Annotated in this window: 18 protein-coding genes; 14 read left to right on the forward strand and 4 right to left on the reverse strand. The window is 64.7% G+C overall.

What is annotated here, in order from left to right:
• Window positions 1–39: 39 nt before the first annotated feature.
• Complete coding sequence (locus AO716_RS10095) at window positions 40–1,194, forward strand: trans-sulfuration enzyme family protein (protein ID WP_055240747.1); 1,155 nt, start codon at window positions 40–42, stop codon at window positions 1,192–1,194.
• 9 nt (window positions 1,195–1,203) lie between these two features.
• Complete coding sequence (locus AO716_RS10100; protein ID WP_055240748.1) at window positions 1,204–1,527, forward strand: DUF2516 family protein; 324 nt, start codon at window positions 1,204–1,206, stop codon at window positions 1,525–1,527.
• 6 nt (window positions 1,528–1,533) lie between these two features.
• Here the strand turns inward: AO716_RS10100 and AO716_RS10105 are convergent, their stop codons facing one another.
• Window positions 1,534–2,337, reverse strand: a complete 804-nt coding sequence (locus AO716_RS10105) for a class I SAM-dependent methyltransferase (protein WP_235472056.1) — start codon at window positions 2,335–2,337, stop codon at window positions 1,534–1,536.
• 141 nt (window positions 2,338–2,478) lie between these two features.
• On the opposite strand from AO716_RS10105, the gene AO716_RS10110 reads away from it, so the two are divergent.
• A complete protein-coding gene (locus AO716_RS10110; protein WP_055242110.1) occupies window positions 2,479–3,234 on the forward strand; it encodes a phosphoglyceromutase in 756 nt (251 codons plus the stop codon).
• A 71-nt stretch (window positions 3,235–3,305) separates the two neighbouring features.
• Here the strand turns inward: AO716_RS10110 and phoU are convergent, their stop codons facing one another.
• Window positions 3,306–3,968 (reverse strand): phosphate signaling complex protein PhoU, encoded by a 663-nt coding sequence (gene phoU / locus AO716_RS10115; protein WP_055240750.1) that lies wholly within the window; start codon window positions 3,966–3,968, stop codon window positions 3,306–3,308.
• Between the two features lie 174 nt (window positions 3,969–4,142).
• Here phoU and AO716_RS10120 point away from each other — a divergent pair, with 174 nt between their 5' ends.
• Both AO716_RS10120 and AO716_RS10125 read left to right on the forward strand, forming a co-directional pair.
• Window positions 4,143–5,336 (forward strand): sensor histidine kinase, encoded by a 1,194-nt coding sequence (locus AO716_RS10120; protein WP_055240751.1) that lies wholly within the window; start codon window positions 4,143–4,145, stop codon window positions 5,334–5,336.
• Window position 5,337: 1 nt separating this feature from the next.
• On the forward strand, window positions 5,338–6,018 hold the full coding sequence (locus tag AO716_RS10125) for a response regulator transcription factor (RefSeq protein WP_055240752.1): 681 nt from the start codon (window positions 5,338–5,340) through the stop codon (window positions 6,016–6,018).
• Window positions 6,019–6,120: 102 nt separating this feature from the next.
• Here AO716_RS10125 and AO716_RS10130 read toward each other — a convergent pair whose 3' ends face one another.
• Window positions 6,121–6,654, reverse strand: a complete 534-nt coding sequence (locus tag AO716_RS10130; protein WP_055240753.1) for a hypothetical protein — start codon at window positions 6,652–6,654, stop codon at window positions 6,121–6,123.
• Window positions 6,655–6,894: 240 nt separating this feature from the next.
• Here AO716_RS10130 and AO716_RS10135 point away from each other — a divergent pair, with 240 nt between their 5' ends.
• The 6 genes from AO716_RS10135 to glgX all read left to right on the forward strand — a co-directional run bounded on the left by AO716_RS10135 (window position 6,895) and on the right by glgX (window position 13,450).
• Window positions 6,895–7,377: a CarD family transcriptional regulator gene (locus tag AO716_RS10135; RefSeq protein ID WP_055240754.1), complete on the forward strand. Its 483-nt coding sequence runs from the start codon at window positions 6,895–6,897 to the stop codon at window positions 7,375–7,377.
• Window positions 7,378–7,484: 107 nt separating this feature from the next.
• The gene (gene ispD, locus AO716_RS10140; protein ID WP_055240755.1) at window positions 7,485–8,249 is read left to right on the forward strand and encodes a 2-C-methyl-D-erythritol 4-phosphate cytidylyltransferase; all 765 of its coding nucleotides are present in this window, start codon (window positions 7,485–7,487) and stop codon (window positions 8,247–8,249) included.
• Window positions 8,250–8,254: 5 nt separating this feature from the next.
• On the forward strand, window positions 8,255–8,740 hold the full coding sequence (ispF, locus tag AO716_RS10145) for a 2-C-methyl-D-erythritol 2,4-cyclodiphosphate synthase (protein WP_055240756.1): 486 nt from the start codon (window positions 8,255–8,257) through the stop codon (window positions 8,738–8,740).
• A gap of 51 nt (window positions 8,741–8,791) precedes the next feature.
• Entirely contained in the window at window positions 8,792–10,234 is a 1,443-nt protein-coding gene (gene cysS / locus AO716_RS10150; protein ID WP_055240757.1) for a cysteine--tRNA ligase, read from the forward strand.
• Between the two features lie 99 nt (window positions 10,235–10,333).
• Window positions 10,334–11,320: a 23S rRNA (guanosine(2251)-2'-O)-methyltransferase RlmB gene (gene rlmB, locus AO716_RS10155; protein WP_055240758.1), complete on the forward strand. Its 987-nt coding sequence runs from the start codon at window positions 10,334–10,336 to the stop codon at window positions 11,318–11,320.
• Between the two features lie 27 nt (window positions 11,321–11,347).
• Window positions 11,348–13,450, forward strand: coding sequence for a glycogen debranching protein GlgX (glgX, locus tag AO716_RS10160; protein ID WP_055240759.1), 2,103 nt, complete (start codon window positions 11,348–11,350; stop codon window positions 13,448–13,450).
• A gap of 86 nt (window positions 13,451–13,536) precedes the next feature.
• Here the strand turns inward: glgX and glgP are convergent, their stop codons facing one another.
• A complete protein-coding gene (gene glgP, locus AO716_RS10165) occupies window positions 13,537–16,161 on the reverse strand; it encodes an alpha-glucan family phosphorylase (protein WP_055240760.1) in 2,625 nt (874 codons plus the stop codon).
• A 191-nt stretch (window positions 16,162–16,352) separates the two neighbouring features.
• Between glgP and AO716_RS10170 the strand changes: the two genes are divergently transcribed.
• Genes AO716_RS10170 through glgB form a run of 3 tightly spaced genes read left to right on the forward strand, consistent with a single transcriptional unit; the run spans window position 16,353 to window position 23,988 of the window.
• On the forward strand, window positions 16,353–18,410 hold the full coding sequence (locus AO716_RS10170) for an alpha-1,4-glucan--maltose-1-phosphate maltosyltransferase (protein WP_235472057.1): 2,058 nt from the start codon (window positions 16,353–16,355) through the stop codon (window positions 18,408–18,410).
• Window positions 18,404–20,173 carry a maltose alpha-D-glucosyltransferase gene (treS, locus tag AO716_RS10175; RefSeq protein ID WP_055240761.1) on the forward strand — a complete coding sequence of 590 codons (1,770 nt, stop codon included), beginning with the start codon at window positions 18,404–18,406 and terminating at the stop codon, window positions 20,171–20,173. Before AO716_RS10170 ends, treS begins: the two co-directional genes overlap by 7 nt.
• Complete coding sequence (gene glgB, locus AO716_RS10180) at window positions 20,170–23,988, forward strand: 1,4-alpha-glucan branching protein GlgB (RefSeq protein WP_055240762.1); 3,819 nt, start codon at window positions 20,170–20,172, stop codon at window positions 23,986–23,988. The genes treS and glgB overlap by 4 nt, the downstream gene beginning before the upstream one ends.
• Window positions 23,989–24,325: the final 337 nt, after the last annotated feature.

Genomic DNA, 24,325 nt, shown 5'->3' on the forward strand with positions numbered 1-24,325 from the left:
TGAAGCACCGGCGCAGACGTGCGGTCTACGCTAAATCCCATGAGCACAGCAACCGGGCACGGGCACACCGCCGCACAGTTTTCACCGGAAACCACAGTCGTCGCAGCCGGCCGTCCGGAGCGGACCGCGGATTCCGCCGTGAACCCTCCGATCGTCCTCAGCTCCACGTTCCACGGCACACGGGCCACCCGGGAGGGGGACCGGATTTACGGCCGGTATTCAAACCCCACGTGGGACCCGTTTGAAGAAGCCCTCGGAACCCTTGAAAACGCCGAACTTCCCGCCCTGGTCTACTCTTCCGGGCTCGCTGCAGTCATTGCGGCAATGTCCCTGATCCCTGCGGGCGGCACGCTGGTGATGCCCCGCCACAGTTACCAGGGGTCATTGCTGCTGGCCGCGGGGGACGCCCGCGACGGCCGTATCACCGTGCGTACCGTGGACATTGCGAACACGGACGAAGTCATCGCCGCCCTCGACGGCGCGGCCATGCTTTGGCTTGAGAGCCCCACTAACCCGATGCTTGAGGTCGCCGAGCTGGCTGTGCTGGCCGATGCGGCCCACGCCGCCGGTGCCCTGGTGGTTGTGGACAACACGTTCTCCACGCCCCTGGTGACCAGGCCGCTGGACCTGGGGGCCGACGTCGTTGTGCACTCGGTGACGAAGTACCTATCCGGGCATTCCGACGTCGTGCTGGGCGCCACCGTAACCTCCGATCCCGAGCTGCGCTCGCGGCTGCTCACCTACCGGTCGCTGCACGGAGCCGTGGGCGGCCCGTTCGAGGTGTGGCTGGCGCTGCGGGGCCTGCGTACCCTCGCCCTTCGGGTGCAGCGCTCGATGGAAACGGCCATGGAACTGGCCGGGAGGCTGGCAACCCATCCCGGTGTGGAAGCCGTGCGCTATCCCGGGCTGCCCCAGGACCCCGGCCATAGCCGGGCAGCCGCCCAGATGGACGGATTCGGCTCGATTCTCTGCATCGAGGTTGCCGGCGGTGCCGAAGCCGCTGACGCCGTAACGGAGAAGGTGGAACTCTGGCTTCCGGCCACGTCGCTCGGAGGCGTCGAGTCGCTGATTGAACGCCGCCGCCGGCAACCCGAGGAACCCGTCTCCGTTCCGGAGAACCTGCTCAGGCTGTCCGTAGGAATCGAAAACGTTGAGGACCTCTGGAACGACCTCGATCAGGCTCTTCCACGGTAGGGTGGACCCGTGGCACTCGTTCTTATACTGCAGAACCTCATCTACCTGGTCCTGGGCATCGTTGCGCTCGTCATCGAGCTGTGGGCGTTCGCCGACTGCGCCAGGCGCAAGCCTGCCGATTTTGAGCGCGCCTACAAGCGCACCAAGGGCTTCTGGATGGGCCTGACCGGCGGTGCCGCCGCAGTCGGGCTGCTGTCCGTTCTGCTGTTCGGTCCGCTGGCGCTGCTGCTCTTTGAGCTGGCCGCCGTGGTGGCCGCATCCGTCTACCTCGCGGATGTCCGGCCGGCCCTCAACGAGTCCAAGGGCCGCGGCGGAGCCTACGGCTCCTGGTAGCGGTCCTCAGACCTGGTCCGCAGCGGGCGCTACGGCGTCCCACGCCACGGTTATTTCCCCCAGCCTCCACCGGCTCGGCCCGGTAAGCAGCGGCCAGCCTGCCGCCCGCAGCGAACGGCACATGGCAATCCAGCGCTGCCGGTTCCCGTAGGACGCCATGGGGGCAGCCTCAGTCCAGGCCTTGTCCATGGCCTGCAGGAAGGCATGCACCTTCTCACCCGGTACGTTCCGGTGGATCAGGGCTTTGGGCAGCCGTTCCGCTACATCGGAGGGCAGGCTGAAGGCTCCGAACCGCAGCGAGATGCTCAGCGACACCGGGCCTGCCTGCTCCAGGACAACCCAGGTTGAACGGCGCCCAATCTCGTCGCAGGTTCCGTCAATGAAGATGCCGCCGTCAGCCAGCCGGCTGCACACCATATCCCAGTGTGCGGAATACTCCTCCTCGCTGTACTGCCGCAGCACGTTGAATGCCCGGACCATTACCGGCCGGCGTCCGTTCAGCGGCAGCTCGAACCCGCCCTGGACGAACCGAAGTCCGTCCCGCTCAAGCGGTTTGGCGGCACGGACGCGCTCCGGATCGATCTCAATCCCGACCACGCTGACGTCTGCCCGCACTCCGCTGATCCGCGAATGCAGTTCCACGGCTGTTACCGGTGCGGCGCCGTAGCCCAGATCGATGACCAGGGGGTCCGCCGCACGGCGCAGCCGCCACCCTTCAGGACCGGAGAGCCAGCGGTCCACCCTTCGCAGTCGATTCGGGTTTGTAGTGCCCCGGGTCACATTTCCCACGGGTTTTGAAGGGATTTTCACCAAACAATGTTACCGGCCGGCGGTGGATGCTCATGACCGGACGGCGCCGCCGCGGAACCCCGTACCCCAATGCACTCCAACAAGGCACGTTGGTTACGGACCGCCCTGCCAGCGCCGTCACTGTGCCGCTACGATGCTTTTATGACCTACAAAGTGATCCTTCTGCGCCACGGGCAGAGTGAATGGAATGAAAAGAACCTCTTCACCGGCTGGGTGGATGTGGATCTCACGGACCTGGGCCGGGCCGAGGCTCTCCGAGCCGGCGAACTGCTGGTGGAGAACAACATCCTCCCGGATATCCTCTACACGTCGCGGCTGCAGCGGGCCATCAACACGGCCAACATCGCGCTTGGCGAAGCCGACCGCATCTGGATCGATGTCAAGCGCAGCTGGCGGTTGAACGAACGCCACTACGGGGCGCTTCAGGGCAAGGACAAGGCCCAGACGCTGGCCGAATACGGCGAGGAGCAGTTCATGCTCTGGCGCCGTTCCTACGACACCCCGCCGCCGCCCCTGCCGGACGACAGCGACTTCTCCCAGGCGCACGACGCACGCTACGCCGACCTCAGCGACGAGGAAAAGCCGCGCACCGAGTGCCTGAAGGACGTGCTGGAGCGCTTCCTCCCGTACTGGGAAAGCGACATCTCCCAGGACATCCGCTCCGGCAAGACGGTGATGATCGCTGCGCACGGCAACTCGCTGCGCGCCCTGGTCAAGCACCTTGACGGGATTTCCGACGCCGACATCGCGGCCGTCAACATTCCCACGGGCATCCCGCTGGTGTACGAACTCGACGAAGACCTCAAGCCGGTCAAGGCCGGCGGCACCTACCTGGATCCGGAAGCCGCCGCGGCATCCATCCAGGCCGTTGCCAACCAGGGCAAGCAGAAGAAGTAGTCCCGGACTGCAAAGAAGGTGCCCTTCCCCGCGGGGAAGGGCACCTTCTTTGTCTGGTGTGGTCGGGCGTCCTAGACGGCGCTCTCGGAGATGGGCTGCCACTCACCGGTCACGAGGTAGTTGACCTTCCGGGTGACGGAAACTCCGTGGTCGGCGAACCGTTCGAAGTACCGGCTTGCCAGGGTCAGGTCCACGGTGGTCACGGGGGAGTTGTTCCAGTCGGTGGAAGCAACGGCCTTGAACACACCGGCATGCAGTTCGTTGATCCGCGTGTTGTGCGCGTAAATCTCCTTGCTGAGATCCAGGTTGCGGGTCTCAAGCAGCTCGGTGAGGAGCTCGGAAATGGCGATGTCCAGGCGTGCCATTTCCTTGAACGTCTCCACCATGTTCTCCGGCACAACGTTGGCCGGGTAGCGCAGGCGGGCCAGCTGGGCGATGTGCCGTGCCAGATCGCCCATCCGCTCAAGCGAGGCGCTCATTCGCAGCGAGCCGACGATCATGCGGAGGTCACTGGCTACCGGGCCCTGGAGGGCCAGGATGTCGATGGCACGCTCGTCGAGGTCGTTCTGCAGGAAGTCGATGCGGGCGTCCGCGGCGATGACGTCCTGTGCCAGTTCGGTGTCGGCCGTCTCGAACGCCTGCGTCGCCTTCTTCATCGCCTCGGTGACGAGCTGGGAAATCTGGGTCAGCTCCTCACCGATCTGGTGAAGCTCGGCCTGGAAAACCTTGCGCACTTAATGCGTCCTTTCGATCAACTCTTACAGGGCCGGCAACCGGCCCTGCGGCTCCAATCATGCTGCCAGCATCCGGTTAACTCTCGACCCTCTTGAAGTGAACGTTAGTTTAACGGTTGGTCGAATGCCACTGGAGAGCCAACCGGTATGAGTCGCTCAGCCTAAGCTAGGACTGTGAATCCTGTACTGCTGGGCCTGCTCTCAGGCATCCTCGGCCTGGCCGTTGGTGTCTTCGGCGTCGTCGCCTATGTCTCCAGCCAGCGGCACCGCCGCAATCTGGCGGAAGTGGATGAACCGGCGCTCTCCGAGGGTGCCGCGGAGATCCTTGGCGTCCTTGGCCGCGCCTACATCGTTGTTGACGGGATCGACGGCGTTGTCCGGGCCAGTCCCGGTGCGTACGCCTTTGGGCTGGTGCGCGGGCACACGCTGATGCAGGAAGAAGTCCTGGCGCTGACTGCGAGGGTCCGCAGGGACGGCGTGATCGAGGAACGGAACGTGGAACTGAACCGCGGCCTGCTGGGGGAAGCCAGCCTGATCCTGCAGCTGCGCGTCGCCCCGATTGCCGAGGAGTACATCCTCATCCTGGCCGATGACCGTACTGAGGCAACCAGGACCGAGGAAATGCGCAACGACTTCGTTGCCAACGCCTCCCACGAACTGAAGACCCCGGTGGGGGCAATCTCGCTCCTTGCGGAAGCCATCGACGACGCCGCGGCTGACGAAGAAGCGGTGCGCCGGTTCGCGAAGCGGATGCACAAGGAAACAGTGCGTCTTTCCGCGCTGGTACAGGACATCATTGAGCTTTCCCGCCTCCAGGGCACCGACATGGTGGACCACGCGGAGCCTGTGGACATCAACGAGCTGGTGTCCGACGCCGTCGAGGCCAACCGGCTTCCGGCGGAAAAGCGGAACATCACGGTGGTGATGGGCGGCAGTGCTGATAACCCGGTGTATGCCGACGGACCGATGCTCACCACGGCCTTCCGCAACCTGATTGACAATGCCATCCGCTATTCGCCCGAAGGCAGCCAGGTGGGTGTGGGCATCCGCTCACGCGACGGCCTGGCACAGGTCACGGTTACCGACCGCGGGCCCGGGATCGCCCCGGACGACCAGGAACGTGTCTTCGAAAGGTTCTACCGGATCGACTCGGCACGGTCACGCAATACCGGCGGCACCGGCCTGGGCCTGAGCATCGTCAAGCATGTGGTTTCAAACCACGGCGGAGAGGTGAATCTCTGGTCCCAGCCGGGGCAGGGTTCCACTTTCACCGTGCGGCTCCCCGAAATGGATGCCGCGGATTCAGAGGAAATGGCGGATTCCCCGCCGCGGACAGACGGCGCTGCTGCGCCGGCCGGCAAGGAGTGAGTTGAGCAGGATCCTGATTGTGGAGGACGAAGAGTCCTTCAGCGACCCGTTGTCCTACCTTCTTGAACGTGAAGGCTTCGAGGTCGCAGTGGTGGACAACGGTCTGGACGCCGTTGCCGAGTTTGACCGGTCCGGGGCGGACCTGGTGCTGCTTGACCTGATGCTCCCCGGGCAATCCGGGACCGAGGTCTGCCGGCAGCTTCGTCAGCGCTCGGACGTTCCCGTCATTATGCTCACCGCCCGGGACGCCGAAATCGACAAGGTGGTGGGTCTGGAACTCGGCGCAGATGACTACGTCACCAAGCCGTACTCCTCAAGGGAGCTGCTGGCGCGGGTTCGGGCTGTGCTGCGGCGCCGCAGCGACTCCGGAGACCTGGGCGGAGCCACGGTCCAGGCGGGGCCGGTGCGCATGGACGTAGACCGGCATGTGGTGAGTGTCAGCGGGCAAAACATACCCATGCCCCTGAAGGAATTCGAGCTGCTGGAAATGCTGCTGCGGAACTCCGGGCGGGTCATGACCCGGGGCCAGCTGATCGAACGGGTCTGGGGAGCGGACTATGTCGGGGACACAAAAACCCTGGACGTGCACGTGAAGCGGCTTCGCGCCAAGATCGAGCCGGACCCCTCGGCGCCGGCGCACCTTGTCACTGTGCGCGGTCTCGGCTACAAATTCGAAGCCTGACGCCCGGGCAGAGCGCACATAAGGAAGGTCCGCCCGGTAGAACCGGGCGGACCTTCTTTATGTTTTAGGTGTGGAGCTCTGGCGCCGAAGGCGCGGCTGCCGCTACGGGGCAGGGGTCTCCGTGGCCTCGGCTGCAGGCTCTTCGGAAGGAGTGGGCTCCGGGGTGGGCAGGTAATCCTCGTAGTAGGAAACCTGGCCGTCCACGACGGGGAGGTTCAGGGTTGCCGTTTCAGAGCCGTCCTTGGCTTCGGCACGGATGCCGGTGCCCGGAAGGACGTTGACGGCCTCTACGAGGACCTCAGCCTGCGGGGCGTCGTCGTAGACAACCTTGCCGCCGCCGGGGATGTTCCAGGACAGGTTGGAACCGCCAACGGAGAGTTCAAAGTTGATCGGGTCGGCAGAGTCGTTGATCACGGTGCCCATCAGGCGTCCGGGCTCACCGTCACCCTCGCTGACCACCAGGATGTTGCGCAGCTGCAGGTCGCCCAGGTCCTGGACGATGCCGTCGGACGGGGAGTACTCCATGGTGGTTGCCTGATCGTTCACGGCACTGCAACCGGTGGCGCCCAGCAGCGACAGCGCAATAACACCGGCGGCGGCAGCGTTCCGCGCCCGGTTCCTGGATGTGAAAATCACAGCACAAACTCCTGAAGGGTGGCGGTCCAAGGACCGAGGGATGTTTGCACCTAGCCTATCGGCAAACCCCCGAAAACATGGATTTCGCTACGTCAGGGAGCCTGTTAAAACTACTCAGCAGGCTACGGGTGAAGGGCTGAATCATACTCAGTTTTTGGGCTCAGGCCCCTGACCTGCGCAAACTCTTCTCGGCGTGTCGCCAGCATGTTAGACTAGGGGTCGGGAAAGGGGAAAGTCCACATGGTTTTTGAGGTTGGCGAGACAGTAGTTTACCCTCACCACGGTGCCGCGAAGATTGAAGAAATCAAGATGCGGACCATCAAGGGCGAAGAGAAAATGTATCTCAAGCTCAAGGTGGCACAGGGTGATCTGACCATTGAAGTACCGGCTGAAAACGTTGACCTTGTTGGGGTTCGCGACGTCGTTGGCAAGGAAGGCCTCGAGCACGTCTTCGATGTCCTCCGTGCAGAACTGACTGAGGAACCCACCAACTGGTCCCGCCGTTACAAGGCAAATCTGGAGAAGCTCGCTTCGGGCGACGTAGTCAAGGTTGCTGAGGTCGTCCGCGACCTGTGGCGCCGCGACCACGACCGCGGTCTTTCCGCGGGCGAGAAGCGCATGCTCGCAAAGGCACGCCAGATCCTCATTTCGGAGCTTGCCCTGGCCGAAAAGACAGACGAGGACCAGGCTGCCGCTGTACTGGACGAAGTCCTTTCCAGCTAGGCCCTGATTCCAGCTGCCGGTCCGCTTAGCGGGCCGGCAGCACTGGTTTAAGCACCGGTTTTACCCCCTCGACGGCCGCCGCGGCGTCATGGCACTAGGCTTGGTCTGTGTCTGAATCCACTCCCGGCCCCTTCCGTGTGGGCGTCATCCTTGTGGCCGGCGGGTCCGGCCAGCGCCTTGGCTACGGAATGCCGAAAGCCCAGGTTCCCCTCGCCGGGGAAATGCTCCTGTCCCACGCGCTGAGGGGTGTTGAGGCCTCGGGTGTTGCCTCGTACATCGCAGTAGCAGTCCCGGCCGCGGACACGGCACTCCGCGCACTCTGTGCTGCCACCCCCCTTAGCTGCCCGATCGAGGTAGTGGACGGCGGAGCGACCCGTTCCGACTCGGTCCGTGCTGCGCTCAGGGCCCTGCCGGAGGACCTCGACGCCGTCCTGGTCCACGACGCGGCACGCGCGCTGACGCCGGTCCAGGTCTTTCACCGGGTCACGGCGGCCCTGGCTGCAGGTGCCGGCGCGGTGATTCCGGCAGTACCTGTGGTGGACACCGTCAAAGCCGTTGAATTGGCAGCAGGCGCGGAGAATGATCCCGCCCCCGCCCGCGTCACCGGGACACCGGACCGGGCAAGCCTCCGGGCGGTCCAGACACCGCAGGGGTTCGACGCAGGCCTCCTGCGCCGCGCCCACGCCGCGGCGTCGGACTTCGATGAGCAGCGGGCCGCAGCGATCACAGACGACGCGATGCTGGCCGAAAGCCTGGGGGAGACGGTCCACGTCGTTGAAGGCTCCGCCATGTCCCTGAAAATCACCACGCCGCTTGACCTGCTTCTGGCCGAAGCAGTCCTTGGCGGCGGTTCAAGCATGCAGGAGGACTAGGCCGCATGGAGAACCTGCCCCGCACCGGAATCGGTACGGACGTACACGCTTTCGCTCCCGACGACGTTCCGCGCCCGCTGTGGGTCGCGGGCCTTCTCTGGGAGGGAGAGCGGGGCCTCGCAGGGCATTCCGACGGCGACGTCGTGGCGCACGCCGCTGCGGACGCGCTGTTCTCTGCTGCCGGTATCGGAGATCTTGGATCGCACTTCGGCACCGACCGGCCGGAGTACGCCGGAGCCGCGGGCACCGTTCTCCTGGCGGAAGCGGCACGGCTGGTCCGCGAGGCCGGTTTCCGCATCGGGAACGTGTCCGTGCAGCTGATCGGCAACCGCCCCAAGTTCAGCCCCCGGCGCGCCGAAGCCGAAGCTGTCCTCACCAAGGCAGCGGGCGCACCCGTGAGTGTCTCAGCCACCACGACTGACGGCCTGGGCTTCACCGGCCGCGGCGAGGGAATCGCCGCCGTGGCCACCGCCGTCGTCGTCGCCGGGTAGAGGCGTAACCTCCCTGCGGGCGGGGCAGGTGCCACGCGGTAGCCTAGAGCAGTGAGCCTGAGATTCTATGACACAGCGACAGCCAGCATCCGGGACTTCGAGCCCCTGATCCCCGGGCAGGTCAGTCTGTACTACTGCGGTGCCACGGTGCAGGGGCTGCCGCACGTGGGGCACATCCGCTCGGCCATCGCGTTCGATCAGCTCACCCGCTGGCTCCAGGCCCGCGGCTTCAGGGTTACCACCGTCCGCAACGTCACTGACATTGATGACAAGATCCTGGCCAAGGCTGCCGCATCCGTTGGCGCAGAGCCGGCGGACGGCGTCGTGCCCGACGAAGAGTGGTGGGCGCTGGCCTACCGCTTCGAGCAGGAATTCTCCCGCGCCTACGACGCACTGGGCGTGCAGCGGCCCACCTACGAACCCCGCGCAACCGGCCACATTCCGGAAATGCACGCGCTCATCCAGCGCCTGATCGAGGCCGGACATGCCTATCCCGCCCTGGACGACTCGGGAGACGTGTACTTCGACGTCCGGTCCTGGCCCGCCTACGGCTCGCTCACCCGGCAGAACATTGATGACATGCAGGCAGCCCCCGACGCCGATCCGCGGGGCAAGCGCGATCCGCGGGACTTCGCGCTGTGGAAGGGGCACAAGGACACGGATCCCGAAACGGCAGCCTGGGACAGCCCGTGGGGCCGCGGCCGGCCCGGCTGGCACCTGGAATGCTCCGCCATGGTCACCAAGTACCTCGGTCCGCGCTTCGACATCCACGGCGGGGGACTGGATCTGCGGTTCCCGCACCACGAAAACGAAATGGCACAGTCCCAGGCTGCCGGAGACGGGTTTGCCAACTTCTGGATGCACAACGGCATGGTCACCTTCGAGGGCGAGAAGATGTCCAAGTCCATCGGCAACACCATCAGCCCCTCGCAGATGCTCGCTGAGGCGTCCCCGCGCGTCGTCCGGTACTACCTCGGCCAGGCACACTACCGCTCCGTGCTGGACTACCGGCCCACCTCCCTGCAGGAAGCCGCGGCGGCAGTAGAGCGGATCGACGGTTTCATCGCCAAGGCCGCCGCCAAGGTGGGAGAGAACGAGGCGCCAAACCCGGCGGATGTCCCGGAAGCATTCGGCGCCGCCATGGATGACGACCTCAACGTCCCGCAGGCCCTTGCCGTGCTGCACGAAACCGTGCGAACCGGCAACACCGCCCTCGCGGCGTCGGACCTGGATACCGTGCGGACCGCCCTGGCGCAGGTCCGGGCCATGACAACAGTCCTGGGACTGGACGCCGTCCAGTCCTCCGGTGCTGCGGCAGGTCCTGAACACACAGCGCTGGACAGCCTGATCCAGGACCGGCTCCGGGAGCGCAGCGAAGCCCGCGCAGCGAAGGACTGGGCCCGGGCCGACGCGATCCGGGACTCGCTCGCAGCCGCCGGGGTGGTCGTGGAAGACACTGCCGACGGGGCACTCTGGTCCCTGGAACAAGGGTAGGCGTTAGCTCTGGGCTAACTGGTTTGGCTGCGGCTCACGGGTTTGGGACAGCCTGCGTAAACTAGGAGTAGTGCTTTCTTCTACTTAAGGTGTATACCCATGGCCAATCACGGACGACCCGGCGCAGTGCGCAAAGCCAAAAAGGGCCCCAGCCAGGGGACCGGCGGCCTCGGGCGCAAGGCCCTCGAAGGCAAAGGACCGACGCCCAAGGCTGAAGACCGCCCCTACCACAAGGCATATAAGAGCAAGCAGCTCTCCGAGCGCTCTGCCGCCAAGCACGGCGGCCAGCGCCCCGGCGGCCGCAACGCCCCTGCCCGCGGCAAAGTGGCTGAAGAAGTCGTTACCGGCCGGAACTCGGTGGTGGAAGCCCTGCGCGCCGGCATTCCGGCGAAGGCGCTGCACGTTGCCGTCCGCATCGACATGGACGACCGCGTCCGCGAATCCCTGAAGATGGCAGCCGAGCGCGGCCTGCCTGTGATGGAAACGCACAAGCCCGAGCTGGACCGGATGACCAACGAGGCCGTCCACCAGGGCCTGGTGCTGCAGATCCCGCCCTATGAGTACGCAGACCCGATCGACCTCGCCGAGGAGACAATCGCGTCCTGGAAGAAGGGCCACATCGCCAACGCGCCGCTCTTCGTTGCCCTGGACGGAATCACCGATCCCCGCAACCTTGGTGCGATTATCCGCTCGGCGTCAGCTTTCAGCGCCCACGGTGTTGTAGTCCCCGAACGCCGCTCGGTCGGCGTCACCGCCTCAGCATGGAAGACCAGCGCGGGTGCTGCCGTCCGCGTTCCGGTGGCACGCGCCGGCAACCTGAACAACACGCTGAAGACCTTCAAGAAGATGGGAATCTTCGTGCTGGGCCTGGACGGCGACGGCGACGTTTCCCTTCCGGACCTCGCCCTGGCCAAGGACCCGGTCTGCATTGTGGTGGGTTCCGAGGGCAAGGGCCTGTCCCGCCTGGTCCGGGAAAACTGCGACCAGATTGTTTCAATCCCGATCGACTCCGCCATGGAATCCCTCAACGCCTCCATGGCCGTCGGGATCACCCTTTACGAAGTTTCGCGTCAGCGATCAGCCTGACCTTCGCGGAGCGCCGGAGAGGCATTCATGGCACACGTCGTAACTGGAGATAGGCAGACACAGCGAATCTCCCGGGCTTTCCCCCTGGGAGTCCACCGCAGCGTGGCGGGCGTCCCGGATGTTCCGGGCGCCGTCAACGTGTCCGTTTTTGCCCCCGGTCTCGAAGCTGTGGATGTCTGGTTCGAACCGCGGCCCGGGCAATGGGCTTCGGCCCTGCTCGAGCGGCGTTCGGCAGGCGTGCACCACGGCCGGGTGGAAGGCCTGCGCCCGGGGATCCGCTACGGATTCTGGGGCCACGGCGCGCACCTGCCGGCCGAACCGGGTTCTTTCCAGCTGCTCCTTGACCCGTACGGGCGGGGAATCGACACGGTCCAGCGTGAGGACAGGGAACCGTTGTGGTTCTCAGTGGCCACCACCCCGGACTTTGACTGGGGGAACGATGAACCCCCGCACACACGGTGGCGCGATTCCGTCATCTATGAAGCCCATGTCCGGGGTATGACCAAGCTCAACCCGGCGCTGCCGGAAGACCTTCGGGGCACCTACGCGGGGATGGGCCACCCGGCCACCATCGGGTACCTGCAGGACCTGGGGATCACGGCCGTGGAACTGCTTCCGGTCCACTTCCACATCGACGAGCCGCACCTCCAGGAACTCGGGCTCTCCAACTACTGGGGCTACAACACCCTGGGCTACTTTGCCCCGCACACGGACTATGCCACCCCCACCGCCCAGGCCGCCGGCCCGCAGGCGGTACAGGATGAGTTCAAGACCATGGTGAAGAACCTCCATGCCGCGGGCATCGAGGTGATCCTCGACGTCGTGTACAACCACACTGCCGAAGGCGGGAAGGACCTGCCTGCTCTGTCCTGGCGGGGCCTGGGGGAAGAGACCTACTACCGGCATGACTCAGACGGCCGGTACATCGACACCACCGGCTGCGGCAACAGCCTGGACTTCAGCGAACCCCGCGTCATCCAGATGACGCTTGATTCGCTGCGCTACTGGGTGCGCGAGTACCACGTGGACGGCTTCCGCTTCGACCTGGCACCGACCATGGCCAGGGATGCGGAGAACCGCTTCGACCGGCGGCATCCGCTGCTGGTGGCGCTGGCCACGGACCCGGTCATGCACGGGATCAAGCTGATTGCGGAGCCGTGGGACCTGGGCCCGGACGGCTGGCAGACCGGCAATTTCCCGCCGGGCTGGGCAGACTGGAACGACCATTTCCGGGACACGGTCCGGGACTTTTGGCTGGCTGACCAGGCTGCCCTGGCAGCTGGAGAGCCGGCAGGGTCCCTGGCCCGTCTTGGCACTGCTCTGGCAGGATCGGCAGAACTCTTTGCCCGTTCGGAACGGACCCCGCTTTCCTCCGTAAACCTGGTGACAGCGCATGACGGCTTTACGCTGGCGGACCTCACCACCTACAACCACAAGCACAACCAGGCCAACGGCGAAGACAACCGGGACGGTTCAAGCCACAACCGCAGCTGGAACCACGGCATTGAAGGCCCGACTGACAACCCGCGGATCCTTCCGCACCGCCGGCAGACGGCGCGAAACCTCATGGCTACCCTGCTGCTCTCCGTGGGCGTTCCCATGATCACGTCCGGTGATGAAGTCGGCCGCACCCAGCACGGGAACAACAACGCCTACTGCCAGGACAACAAGACTGCCTGGCTGTCCTGGCAGGACGACGACGACGCGCGGCGCATGTTTGCTGCCACCGCGGCGCTGGTCCGCCTGCGAAGGGAGTTCCTTGCACGCCAGCCCTATGCCTTCCCCGCTGATCCGCGGGACGCGTTCCTGCTCTGGTTTGATGCTTCCGGACAGCCCATGACTGACGCTGCGTGGCACGATCCTGGCTGCCGTGTGCTTCAGCTGCTCATCGGCTCCGGCCAGGGCGAGCGTGCCGGGCTTATGGTAATCAACGGCGGACAGGAAACAGAACAGATTGTGCTGCCGAGCCGTGCCACCCTGGACGATGCAGGAGTCACGGCAAACGAAGGCCATTTGTACGAACTCGTGTTCGCCACAGCTGATCCGGAAGAACGCCGCACCGGCGCACGCCTTGCGCCCGGGGAAAAAGACCACATCGAAGGAAACTCGATCAGCGTCTACCGTATCTAGCCGCCCGCGCCACCGGCGCACCCAGACCGGAAAAGCAGCACGCCGGCACCCGTCACGGGTGCCGGCGTGCTGCTGTGTGGGGGTGCTTAGGCGTTCGCGACCAGCCCCAGTTCTGCCTTGGACGCCAGCCCGGAATGGTACGGGAGCACCCGCACCGTGTATCCGAAGGGTCCGGCCAGCTCGATTGGCATTTCTCCCGAGTACAGGAACCTGCCGGAGCCGAGGTCTTCGGCGACGGAGAGGTCAAGAAGCTGGTGGTCGCTGAGCTTGTCAGCGCCGGAGACCTTCCCGTAGGCGGCTTCCACCACTACGTCTGCCGGTTTCAGCGAACCCAGGCTCACGTAAGCCTGGACTGTGAGAGTGTCCCCGATCTGAGGGGCGTCCGAGATGCCAATCGAATCCACGTGCTCAACGTTGACTCCGCCCCAGGCATCGCGGACCCGCATAATCCAGGCAGCCAGTTCCCGTGCCGCCTGGTACTGGTCGGCTGCAGCCGCCCGGCCGGACTGGCAGGCGGGCCGGTAAAGGTTATTGACGTAGTCACGCAGCATTCGGTTGGCGGAGACCTTCGGGCCAAGCTCAGCCAGCGTGTGCTTGACCATCTCCAGCCATTCGTGGGGCAGGGAATCGGCGGGAGCCTCCGAGGGGCCGGCCGCACCAGCGTCTGCCGAGGGTTCCTGGCCGTAGAACATCGGAGCCACAGTGTTCTCCAGCAGGTCATACAGGGCGGCAGCTTCAATGTCGTCCCGCTGGTCGGCGGTGTAGAGCTCCCGGGTATGGGTTCCTTCGCGCGGGTTGGCGGACGGGATAGCCCAGCCGTTCTCGCCGTCGTACATTTCGTCCCACCAGCCATCCAGCACGGACAGGTTTAGCCCGCCGTTGATGGCGGACTTCATGCCCGACGTGCCCGAAGCCTCAAGCGGACGGATGGGATTGTTCAGCCAGACGTCACAGCCCGGGAACAGGGTGCGCGCCATGGCGATGTCGTAGTTCGGCAGGAAGACGATCCGGTGCCGGACCTCCGGGTCGTCGGTGAACTGGACCAGATCCTGGATCATCCGCTTTCCCTGCTCGTCAGCAGGGTGGGACTTGCCTGCCACCACGAGCTGCACCGGATGGTCCGGATGGAGCAGCAGGGCCTTCAGCCTGGCCGGGTCCCTGAGCATGAGCGTCAGCCGCTTGTACGTCGGCACCCGGCGGGCGAAGCCTATGGTCAGGATGTCGGGGTCCAGTACGTCGTCGGTCCAGCCCAGCGAAGCGTCCGGGGCGCCGCGCTTGCGCCAGGCTGACCGTACCCGGTGCCGGACGTCCTCGATCAGCTTCATGCGCAGCCTGCGCCGCAGGTCCCACAGGACCTCGTCGTCGACTTCGTACGCCCGTGTCCAGTCGCGGTCGTGGACGGTGGCCACTCCGAACTGGTCCTGGGCGAGGGCGGTCAGTTCCGGATCCACCCAGGTAGGAACGTGTACTCCGTTCGTGACGGAGGTGATGGGGATTTCTGAGACGTCAAAGCCCGGCCAGAGACCGGAGAACATCTCACGGGAGACCTGCCCGTGCAGCTTTGCGACACCGTTGGCGCGCTGGGCCAGGCGCAGGCCCATGACCGCCATGTTGAAGACGTTCGGATCCCCGCCCTCGTAATCCTCGGCACCCAGGGCAAGCACCTTGTTGGTTGGAACCGACTGGGCCAGTCCGGCATTAAGGAAGTGCCGCACTTCGCCGACGTCGAAGCGGTCGATTCCGGCCGGCACGGGAGTGTGCGTGGTGAAGATCGTGGAGGCACGGGCAGCGGTCAGTGCCTCTTCCCAGTGCATGCCCGTGTCCATCAGCTCCCGGATGCGCTCCACGCCAAGGAAGCCCGCATGGCCCTCATTCGTATGGAAGACCTCCGGGGCAGGAGCACCGGTGAGACGTTCGAAGACACGCAGTGCCTTCACCCCGCCCATGCCCAGCAGAAGCTCCTGCTGCAGCCGGTGGTCCCCGCTGCCGCCGTAAAGACGGTCCGTAATGCCGCGGGCGGCGTCGTCGTTGCCGCGTACATCCGCATCCAGCAGCAGCAGGGGAACGCGCCCGACGTCGGCGCGCCAGATCTGCGCCATCAGGTGCCGCCCGTTCGGCAGCGGCAGGCTGATGCGGGCGGGAGTTCCGTCTTCTTCGCGCAGCAGGGTCAGCGGCAGGCCGTTGGGGTCAAGGACCGGGTAGGTCTCCTGCTGCCACCCGTCACGGGAAAGGGACTGCTTGAAATAGCCCGCCTGGTAGAGCAGACCAACGCCGACCAGCGGCACGCCCAGGTCGGACGCCGACTTGAGATGGTCGCCGGCCAGGATGCCCAGGCCGCCTGAGTATTGCGGGAGTACGGCGGAAATGCCGTACTCGGGGGAGAAATAGGCGATCGAACGCGGAGCGTCTTCGCCGAGCGACTGATACCAGCGAGGGGCGGTGAGGTAGTGCTCCAGGTTCTCGTCCAGGGAGCGGATCTGCTCCACCAGGGCGGGATCGCCCGAGATTCGTTCCAGGGTCTGGCGGCTGACCATGCCCAGGGCCCGGATGGGGTCGTGGCCGCTCTCGGCCCAGATCCGGGGGTCCAGGTCCTTGAAGAGGTCCCGGGTGGGCTGATGCCAGCTCCAGCGCAGGTTGCCGGCCAGCCTGGCAAGCGGCGCAATGCTGTCGGGGAGGACGGTGCGGACGGTAAACCTTCGGATTGCCTTCACCCCCGTTAGGCTAGCGCAGTTCCTCCGGGAGGTGGTGTGTGTCACGCAAAAGCAACAGGGATTTAACCGGGATTCTTTCCACCCCGCTCCCACCTGCGGTGATTTCTCCGGAGGGTGCTCTGACCAGTATCGATACTGCAAAAAGTACGTGCCCTTAGCAATCTGCCCTGATTGTCGCTAACGTCTAGTCTGTGACCTCATCCAGCGCGTTGCCATCTAATGTCCAGCCCGCCACGGAACTCCGGTTCGGCCGGATTCCTGTTCTCAACGTGTCTCCGGTGATCCAGTGCGGCCGTTTTGCCGCCAAGGCGGTCCCCGGTGAAGACCTAGTAATCGGGGCGACGGTCTTCCGCGAAGGCCATGACCTGGTGGGGGTCTCTGCCGTGCTCTATGACCCCCAGGGCCAGGAAGTCCAGCGCCGGCGCATGCACCCGGTTGGCCAGGGCCTGGACCGCTGGGAGGGCCAGCTGCGTCCTGAAACGACCGGCGACTACACATTTACGGTTGAAGGCTGGGCCGATCTCTTCGGTACCTGGCACCACAATGCCGACGTGAAGATAGCGGCCGGAATCGACGTCGAGCTGATGCTCGCAGAAGGCGCCGCGCTTTTCAGTGCTGCTGCAGCCGGGCGGAACGAAGCGGACGCCGCCGTTCTGCGCGAAACTGCCCGTGTCCTGGAGGACACAGCACTTGATCCGGGAATGCGGTTCGCTGCGGCCGGCCGCCCCGAACTTGCCGAAGTCCTGGAGCGGGAACCCATCCGCGACCTTGTGACCCCGTCCCAGCGGTTCCCGGTGAAGGTGGAAAGGGACCGCGCCGGACGCGGAGCATGGTACGAGTTCTTCCCCCGTTCTGAAGGGGCTTCCTTCGACCCGGCAACAGCATCCTGGACTTCCGGAACGTTCCGGAGCGCTGCACGCAGCCTGGACCGGGTGGCCGCGATGGGTTTTGACGTCATTTACCTTCCGCCGATACATCCCATTGGCACCACGTTCCGCAAGGGGCCGAACAACACACTGGTTGCGGGTCCGCAGGATCCGGGTTCTCCGTGGGCGATCGGCTCCGCTGAGGGTGGCCACGACGCGATCCATCCGGACCTCGGAACCTTCGACGACTTTGATTTCTTTGTCCAGGCAGCGGAGGGGTTTGGGCTGGAAGTGGCCATCGACCTTGCCCTGCAGGCATCCCCGGACCACCCCTGGGTCACCGAGCATCCCGAGTGGTTCACCACCCGGGTAGACGGCACTATTGCCTACGCTGAGAACCCGCCGAAGAAGTACCAGGACATCTATCCCCTGAACTTCGACAACGACTACGAGGGCCTGTCGCAGGAGATCCTGCGGATTGTGCTGATGTGGATCAGCCACGGCGTGAAGATCTTCCGCGTGGACAACCCGCACACCAAGCCGCTGCGGTTCTGGGAATGGCTGATCACCACGGTGAACCGGGAGCACCCGGACGTAGTCTTCCTCGCCGAAGCCTTCACCCGTCCCCCGATGATGCATGCCCTGGGCATGGCCGGGTTCCAGCAGTCCTACACCTACTTCACCTGGCGGAACACGCGGCAGGAAATCGAGGAGTACTTCACCGAGGTCTCGAAGGAAACCGCCGCGTTCTTCCGTCCCAATTTCTTCGTCAACACTCCGGACATCCTCACCGAATTCCTGCAGTACGGCGGTCCGCCCGCCTTCAAGATCCGTGCGGTCCTGGCGTCAACCGCCAGCCCGCTGTGGGGCATGTACGCCGGCTACGAACTCTATGAGCACGTTGCCCGCCCCGGGGCCGAGGAATACATAGACAACGAGAAGTTCGAGTACAAGCAGCGCGACTTTGCCGCAGCTGAAGCGGAAAACCGCAGCCTGGCTCCGTACATCACCCGGCTGAACAAGATCCGCCACGACCACCCGGCACTGGGGGACCTGCAGAACCTCACCGTGCATTCCAGCACGGATGAGGCAACGGTCGTCTATTCCAAGCACAAGCAAATCGACCTAACCGATGCAAGCAGTAAGGACACGCTCATCATTGTGGTGAACACTGACCCGCACAGTGCACGCGAGTGCACCGTGACACTGGACCTGGACGCCCTGCACCTTGCGCCGCAGGACTTCAACGAGGACGGAACGTTCTGGGTTGACGACCTGATCAGCGGTGCCAGCTACCGCTGGGGCCAGTACAACTACGTACGCCTGGACGCGCACTATGAACCGGCGCATGTTCTCGCAGTACGGAGGGGAGCCCAGTGGTAAATCCTTTTCAGCTGCACGCACCGGGACTGACGAACGACCCGAACTGGTACCGAAAGGCTGTTTTCTACGAGGTGCTGGTCCGCGGATTCCGTGACTCCAACGGCGACGGCAACGGCGATTTCACGGGCCTGATCTCCCAGCTGGATTACCTGCAGTGGCTCGGCGTTGACTGCCTCTGGCTGCCGCCGTTCTTCAAGTCACCGCTGCGTGACGGCGGGTATGACATCTCCGATTACTACGACGTGCTCAGCGAGTTCGGAACGATCAGCGACTTCAAGCGGCTGGTTGCCGAGGCCCACGCCCGCGGCCTCCGCGTCATCATCGACCTGCCGCTGAACCACACATCGGATAAGCATCCCTGGTTCGAGGAATCCCGCAATGATCCCGACGGTCCATACGGGGACTTCTACGTCTGGTCCGACACTGACCAGAAGTACGAAGACGCCCGGATCATCTTCGTGGACACCGAGGAATCGAACTGGGCCTTCGACCCGGTGCGGCGCCAGTTCTACTGGCACCGGTTCTTCAGCCACCAGCCGGACCTGAACTTCGAAAATCCCAAGGTCGTCGAGGCGGTGTTCGACGTCGTCCGCTTCTGGCTGGACCAGGGGATTGACGGGTTCCGTGCGGATGCCATCCCCTACCTCTTCGAAGAGGACGGCACCAACTGCGAGAACCTGCCTGCCACCCACCGGTTCCTGAAGGACCTGCGGACCATGGTGGACGAGAACTACCCCGGACGCGTGATCGTCGCGGAAGCCAACCAGATGCCGCATGAAGTCGTTGAGTACTTCGGCGACGAAACCGGGCCGGAATGCCATATGTGCTTCCACTTCCCGATCATGCCCCGGCTCTTCTATGCGCTGCGGGACCAAAAAGCCGCTCCCATCATCCAGACCATGGAGGAAACACCGGATATCCCGGCGGGCAGCCAGTGGGGCACGTTCCTGCGCAACCACGATGAGCTGACGCTGGAGATGGTCACCAACGAAGAGCGCCAGGCGATGCTGGGCTGGTACGCACCGGATTCCCGGATGCGGGCCAACATCGGCATCCGGCGCCGGCTGGCGCCGCTGCTGGACAACTCCAGGTCCGAGATTGAGTTGATCCACGCGCTCCTGCTCTCCCTCCCCGGCAGCCCGTTCCTCTATTACGGGGATGAGATCGGGATGGGCGACAACATCTGGCTTGAGGACCGTGACTCCTCCCGCACACCCATGCAGTGGAACCCGGACCGCAACGCCGGTTTCTCCACCGCTGATCCGGGCAAGGTCTACCTGCCCGTGGTCCAGTCGCTGGTGTACCACTACAACCACGTGAATGTTGAAGCGCAGCTGGCGAGCTCAAGCTCGCTCCTGCACTGGATGCGCCAGATGATCATGGTCCGCCGGACCCATCCGGCGTTTGGACTGGGCTCCTACCGCAATGTCCCCACGGACAGCGAAGCGGTGCTGGCATTCCTGCGCGAGCTGCCGGAGGACAACCCGGAAGGGGAGGTCGGGGAGACCATGTTCTGCATTTTCAACCTCTCCCAGCACCCGGTCGCAGCCACGGTGAACCTGCCCGAGTTCGCCAGCCGCGGTCTCAGGGATGCCTTCGGAGGCACGCCGTTCCCCACGTTCAGTGAGGACGGTTCGCTCACCCTGACCCTGGGCAGCCACGACTTCTACTGGCTGCGGCTGCGCTCGGCGAGATCCAACCCAAGCTCTCCACAGACCGAAGCAATCCCGCTGATACTCGCCTCGGAGGCCACGTCGAAATGACAGACACCATCCCGACCCTGCCCGAAATTCTCACTGCCTGGCTGCCCCGGCAGCGATGGTTTCCGGCCAAGGGAAAGGATGTGGTCCTTCGCCGGGTCGGGGGGATAAAGCTCGCTGATCCACGCGGTGCCGTGCAGATGAACGTGCACTTCGTCTCGGTTGAATCCGGGCGGCGGGTGGACATCATCAGCGTTCCGGTCAGCGCCCGACCTGCGCCGGTTGAGGAACTCGACGGCGCGCTGATGGGTGTGGTGGAGCACGAAGAAAAGGGCCGGCAGTGGTTTTACGACGCGACCGCCGACCCGGTGTTCGTCACTGCGTGGCTTGAGACCATGCGCGCGCAGGCCAGTTCCCTGGACGGACGCACGCACGGCTATGCCCTGGACGGATTCGCCGACTGGGATCCCTTCGAGGAGATCCTTCCGATCCGTGTCCTGAAGGGCGAACAGTCCAACACCTCGGTAATTGCCGCCACCGAGCGGGCGCCGGTGATCGTGAAGTTCTACCGTGTGCTGGCGGCCGGGGAAAGCCCGGACGTCCTGGTCAGCGCCAAACTGACCGAAGGCGGGTCCCAGGACGTGCCTGCCACGTTCGGCTGGGTCACCGGGAGCTGGCAGGACGTCTATGACGACGCCGGTTCCGGCACCTGGGTGAGCGGTGACGTCAGCGTGCTGCGCGAGTTCGTCCCCAACAGCGAGGACGCCTGGCGCACCGCCTCCTCTGCTGCTGTCTCCGGCCGGGACTTCACCGCGGAAGCCGAGGAACTGGGCGCCGTCACCGGGCGGATCCACTCCCAGCTGGAAGCAGCTTTTGGGGCACACCAGCCCACGCCCGCTGAACAGGCAGAGTTCCTGTCCTCTCTGGTCCGCCGGCTGAAGTGGGAATGGGAGGAAGCCCGAAGCTATGTTGGGCCATACGACCAGGTAGTTGACCAGCTGCTGGCCACAGTCGAGGAGCTCCCGGCTCTGCCGAACCTGCAGCGCATCCACGCCGACTACCATCTGGGACAGGTGCTGCACTCGCCGTCCCGGGGATGGACTGTGCTGGACTTTGAAGGTGAACCGCTTCGCCCCGCGGCCGAACGAAGCGTTCCTGACGTCGCGCTGCGGGACGTGGTGGGCATGCTGCGCTCCATTGACTATGCCGCCGCCGTGGCGATTATCGGCTCTTCCGGTGCCGGCCCCGAAGACCTGGTGGAAAACGCCGGGCGCAAGGCGCGGGCCATGGCCTGGGCACAGAGCGCCGCCGATGCCTTCCTGCGCGGCTATGAGAAGGAAACCGGGACGCACATCAACCGCGCCGACCCGCTTTACATCGCCCTGTGGCTGGACAAGGCCCTGTACGAAGTTGTCTACGAGATCCGTAATCGACCGGCCTGGATTGAAGTGCCCGCAACGGCCGCCCGGCAGGTACTTGAAGAACTCAGCCTGCAGCAGGATCCGCCGAATGGCCAGGAAGTGAGCCCCGTGAACAAGACCCCGAATTCCAAATCAAACCAGCCCAAGGACGCCAGGACGGATCCAGCGGCAAACCCCCGGCATGCGGCCGCCGCGGCGTCGGGCACTGCCACTGCTGTGCCGGATGCTTCCGGCACAGACTCCTCACCGGCCTCGGCCCCGGCTCCGGTAGGCGGCAACCCGCTCCCGGTGGCACAGGACGTCCTGGATGCTGTCTCAAACGGCAGCTATTACCAGCCCCATGCCGTCCTGGGCGCGCACCTGGACGACCACGGGACGGTCACCATCCGCACGCTCCGCCCGCTGGCACGGGAGGTTACTGCGGTTACGACTGAGGGCCGGGTGCCCCTTCACCACGAGCACAACGGAATCTGGGTGGGCACCCTCCCTGCCCAGACGGCCGGACAGGTGCCGGACTACCGGCTGGAAGTTTCGTACGACGGCGTGCCGCCGGCAACGTTTGATGATCCCTACCGGTTCCTGCCCAGCCTGGGCGAAATGGACCTGCACCTGATCGGTGAAGGCCGGCATGAAAAGCTCTGGACGGTGCTCGGTGCCAATCCGCACCACTACAACTCGGTTCTCGGCGAAGTGGACGGAGTCAGCTTCGCGGTGTGGGCGCCGAATGCGCAGGCCGTCCGGGTCGAGGGCGATTTCAACGCCTGGGACGGACGCATCCACGCGATGCGGTCCCTGGGAAGCTCCGGGGTCTGGGAAATCTTCATCCCCGACGTCGAGCCCGGCTCCCGCTACAAGTTTGAGATCCTCGGGCAGGACGGGGTGTGGCGGGAGAAGGCCGACCCGCTGGCCAAGGGAACTGAAGCACCGCCGCTGACCGGTTCCCGGGTGGTCGAATCCACCTACCGGTTCGAAGACGCGGACTGGATGACGGCCCGTGCGGAACGGGACCCGCACAATTCGCCGATGAGCGTCTATGAAGTCCACCTTGGGTCATGGCGGCTGGGCCTGGACTACCGGGAACTGGCAAAACAGCTGGCCGAATACGTGACGTGGCAGGGCTTCACCCACGTTGAGTTCATGCCTGTTGCGGAGCACCCTTTCGGTGGTTCCTGGGGTTACCAGATCACCAGCTACTTCGCTCCCACCGCACGGTTCGGCCATCCGGATGACTTCCGGTACCTGGTGGACACCCTGCACCAGGCCGGCATCGGCGTCATCCTGGACTGGGTCCCGGGCCACTTCCCGAAGGACTCCTGGGCGCTGGCGAACTTCGACGGTCAGCCGCTCTATGAGCACCCTGATCCGATGCGCGGTGAACAGCCCGACTGGGGAACCCTGATCTTCGACTACGGCAGGCGGGAGGTACGGAACTTCCTGGTGGCCAACGCCATCTATTGGCTGGAGGAGTTCCACATCGACGGGCTCCGGGTCGACGCCGTCGCTTCCATGCTCTATCTGGACTACTCCCGCCCAGAGGGCCAGTGGCGGCCAAACCAGTTCGGCGGCCGGGAGAACCTGGAAGCCATATCCTTCCTGCAGGAAGTCAACGCCACTGCATACCGGCGGGTCCCGGGAATCGTCATGGTCGCCGAAGAGTCGACGGCCTTCCCGGGGGTTACCTCTCCCACCAGTTCCGGCGGACTCGGATTCGGCCTGAAGTGGAACATGGGCTGGATGAACGACACCCTCGAGTACATGTCCGAAGACCCGGTCAACCGGATGTACCACCACTCCAAGCTCACGTTCTCGCTGGTGTACGCCTTCACCGAGAATTTCCTGCTCCCGATTTCCCATGACGAAGTGGTGCACGGCAAGGGATCGCTCCTGCGCAAGATGCCCGGGGACAGGTGGCAGCAGCTGGCGAACGTCCGCGCGTACCTCGCGTTCCAGTGGGCACACCCGGGCAAGCAGCTGATCTTCATGGGCACGGAGTTCGGCCAGGAAGCCGAATGGTCCGAACAGTACGGTCTGGACTGGTACCTCACGGAAACCCCGCAGCACAGCGGTGTGCAGCTGCTCGTCCGTGAGCTGAACGATATCTACCGGGAGACCCCGGCGCTCTACGCGCGGGACAACGATCCGTCCGGATTCCAGTGGATCAACGAGAACGACGGCGCGCACAACGTTCTCTCCTTCATCCGCTGGGACAGCCAGGGCAATCCGCTGGTCTGCATCGCCAATTTCTCCGGCGCCCCGCACGAGGGAATACGGGTGGGCCTGCCCTGGGCAGGGGAGTGGATCGAGAGGCTGAACACCGACGCCACCGAGTACGGCGGCTCCGGGGTGGGGAACATGGGCGTGGTGGTCGCGGAAGAAGGCGGGTTCGAAGGCCAGCCGGCATCTGCCGCGCTGCGGCTTCCGCCCCTGGGCATCCTGTACCTGACGCCGCGGAAGTAGGCGCGGACGTACCGCTCTTCGGCGGTTTTGGGGAGGCGTTCGCAGCCTCCCCAAAACCGTGCTAGAGTTTATATCCGCGCAGAACGGGGAACCGGGAAGCGCGGAGGATCGCAAGATCCGCAGCGAGTATCGCGAAAACGGCCGGTTTGACACCGACTGCCGAGAGGTACTAAGCTAGAAAAGTTGCTCCGGAGCGACGGAGAGCACAAGATTCCACGGAATCACAGCTCTCCCGGTGCCGGATGTGCCTGTTGTTTGAGAACTCAATAGTGTGCCAAGTTTATTGATACCGATTATTTATTGATTGGTTGAATTGGCTGTCCTGCCCACCCCGTGG

This window comes from Arthrobacter sp. Edens01 (assembly GCF_001307035.1).
Classification (GTDB): Bacteria; Actinomycetota; Actinomycetes; order Actinomycetales; family Micrococcaceae; genus Arthrobacter_B.

Excerpts from the sequence above, each read along its gene's own strand:
- glgB (WP_055240762.1), top strand. The coding sequence starts at position 20,170 with ATGACAGACACCATCCCGACCCTGCCCGAAATTCTCACTGCCTGGCTG.
- rlmB (WP_055240758.1), top strand. The coding sequence starts at position 10,334 with ATGGCCAATCACGGACGACCCGGCGCAGTGCGCAAAGCCAAAAAGGGC.
- AO716_RS10135 (WP_055240754.1), top strand. The coding sequence starts at position 6,895 with ATGGTTTTTGAGGTTGGCGAGACAGTAGTTTACCCTCACCACGGTGCC.
- glgX (WP_055240759.1), top strand. The coding sequence starts at position 11,348 with ATGGCACACGTCGTAACTGGAGATAGGCAGACACAGCGAATCTCCCGG.
- ispF (WP_055240756.1), top strand. The coding sequence starts at position 8,255 with ATGGAGAACCTGCCCCGCACCGGAATCGGTACGGACGTACACGCTTTC.
- AO716_RS10110 (WP_055242110.1), top strand. The coding sequence starts at position 2,479 with ATGACCTACAAAGTGATCCTTCTGCGCCACGGGCAGAGTGAATGGAAT.
- AO716_RS10095 (WP_055240747.1), top strand. The coding sequence starts at position 40 with ATGAGCACAGCAACCGGGCACGGGCACACCGCCGCACAGTTTTCACCG.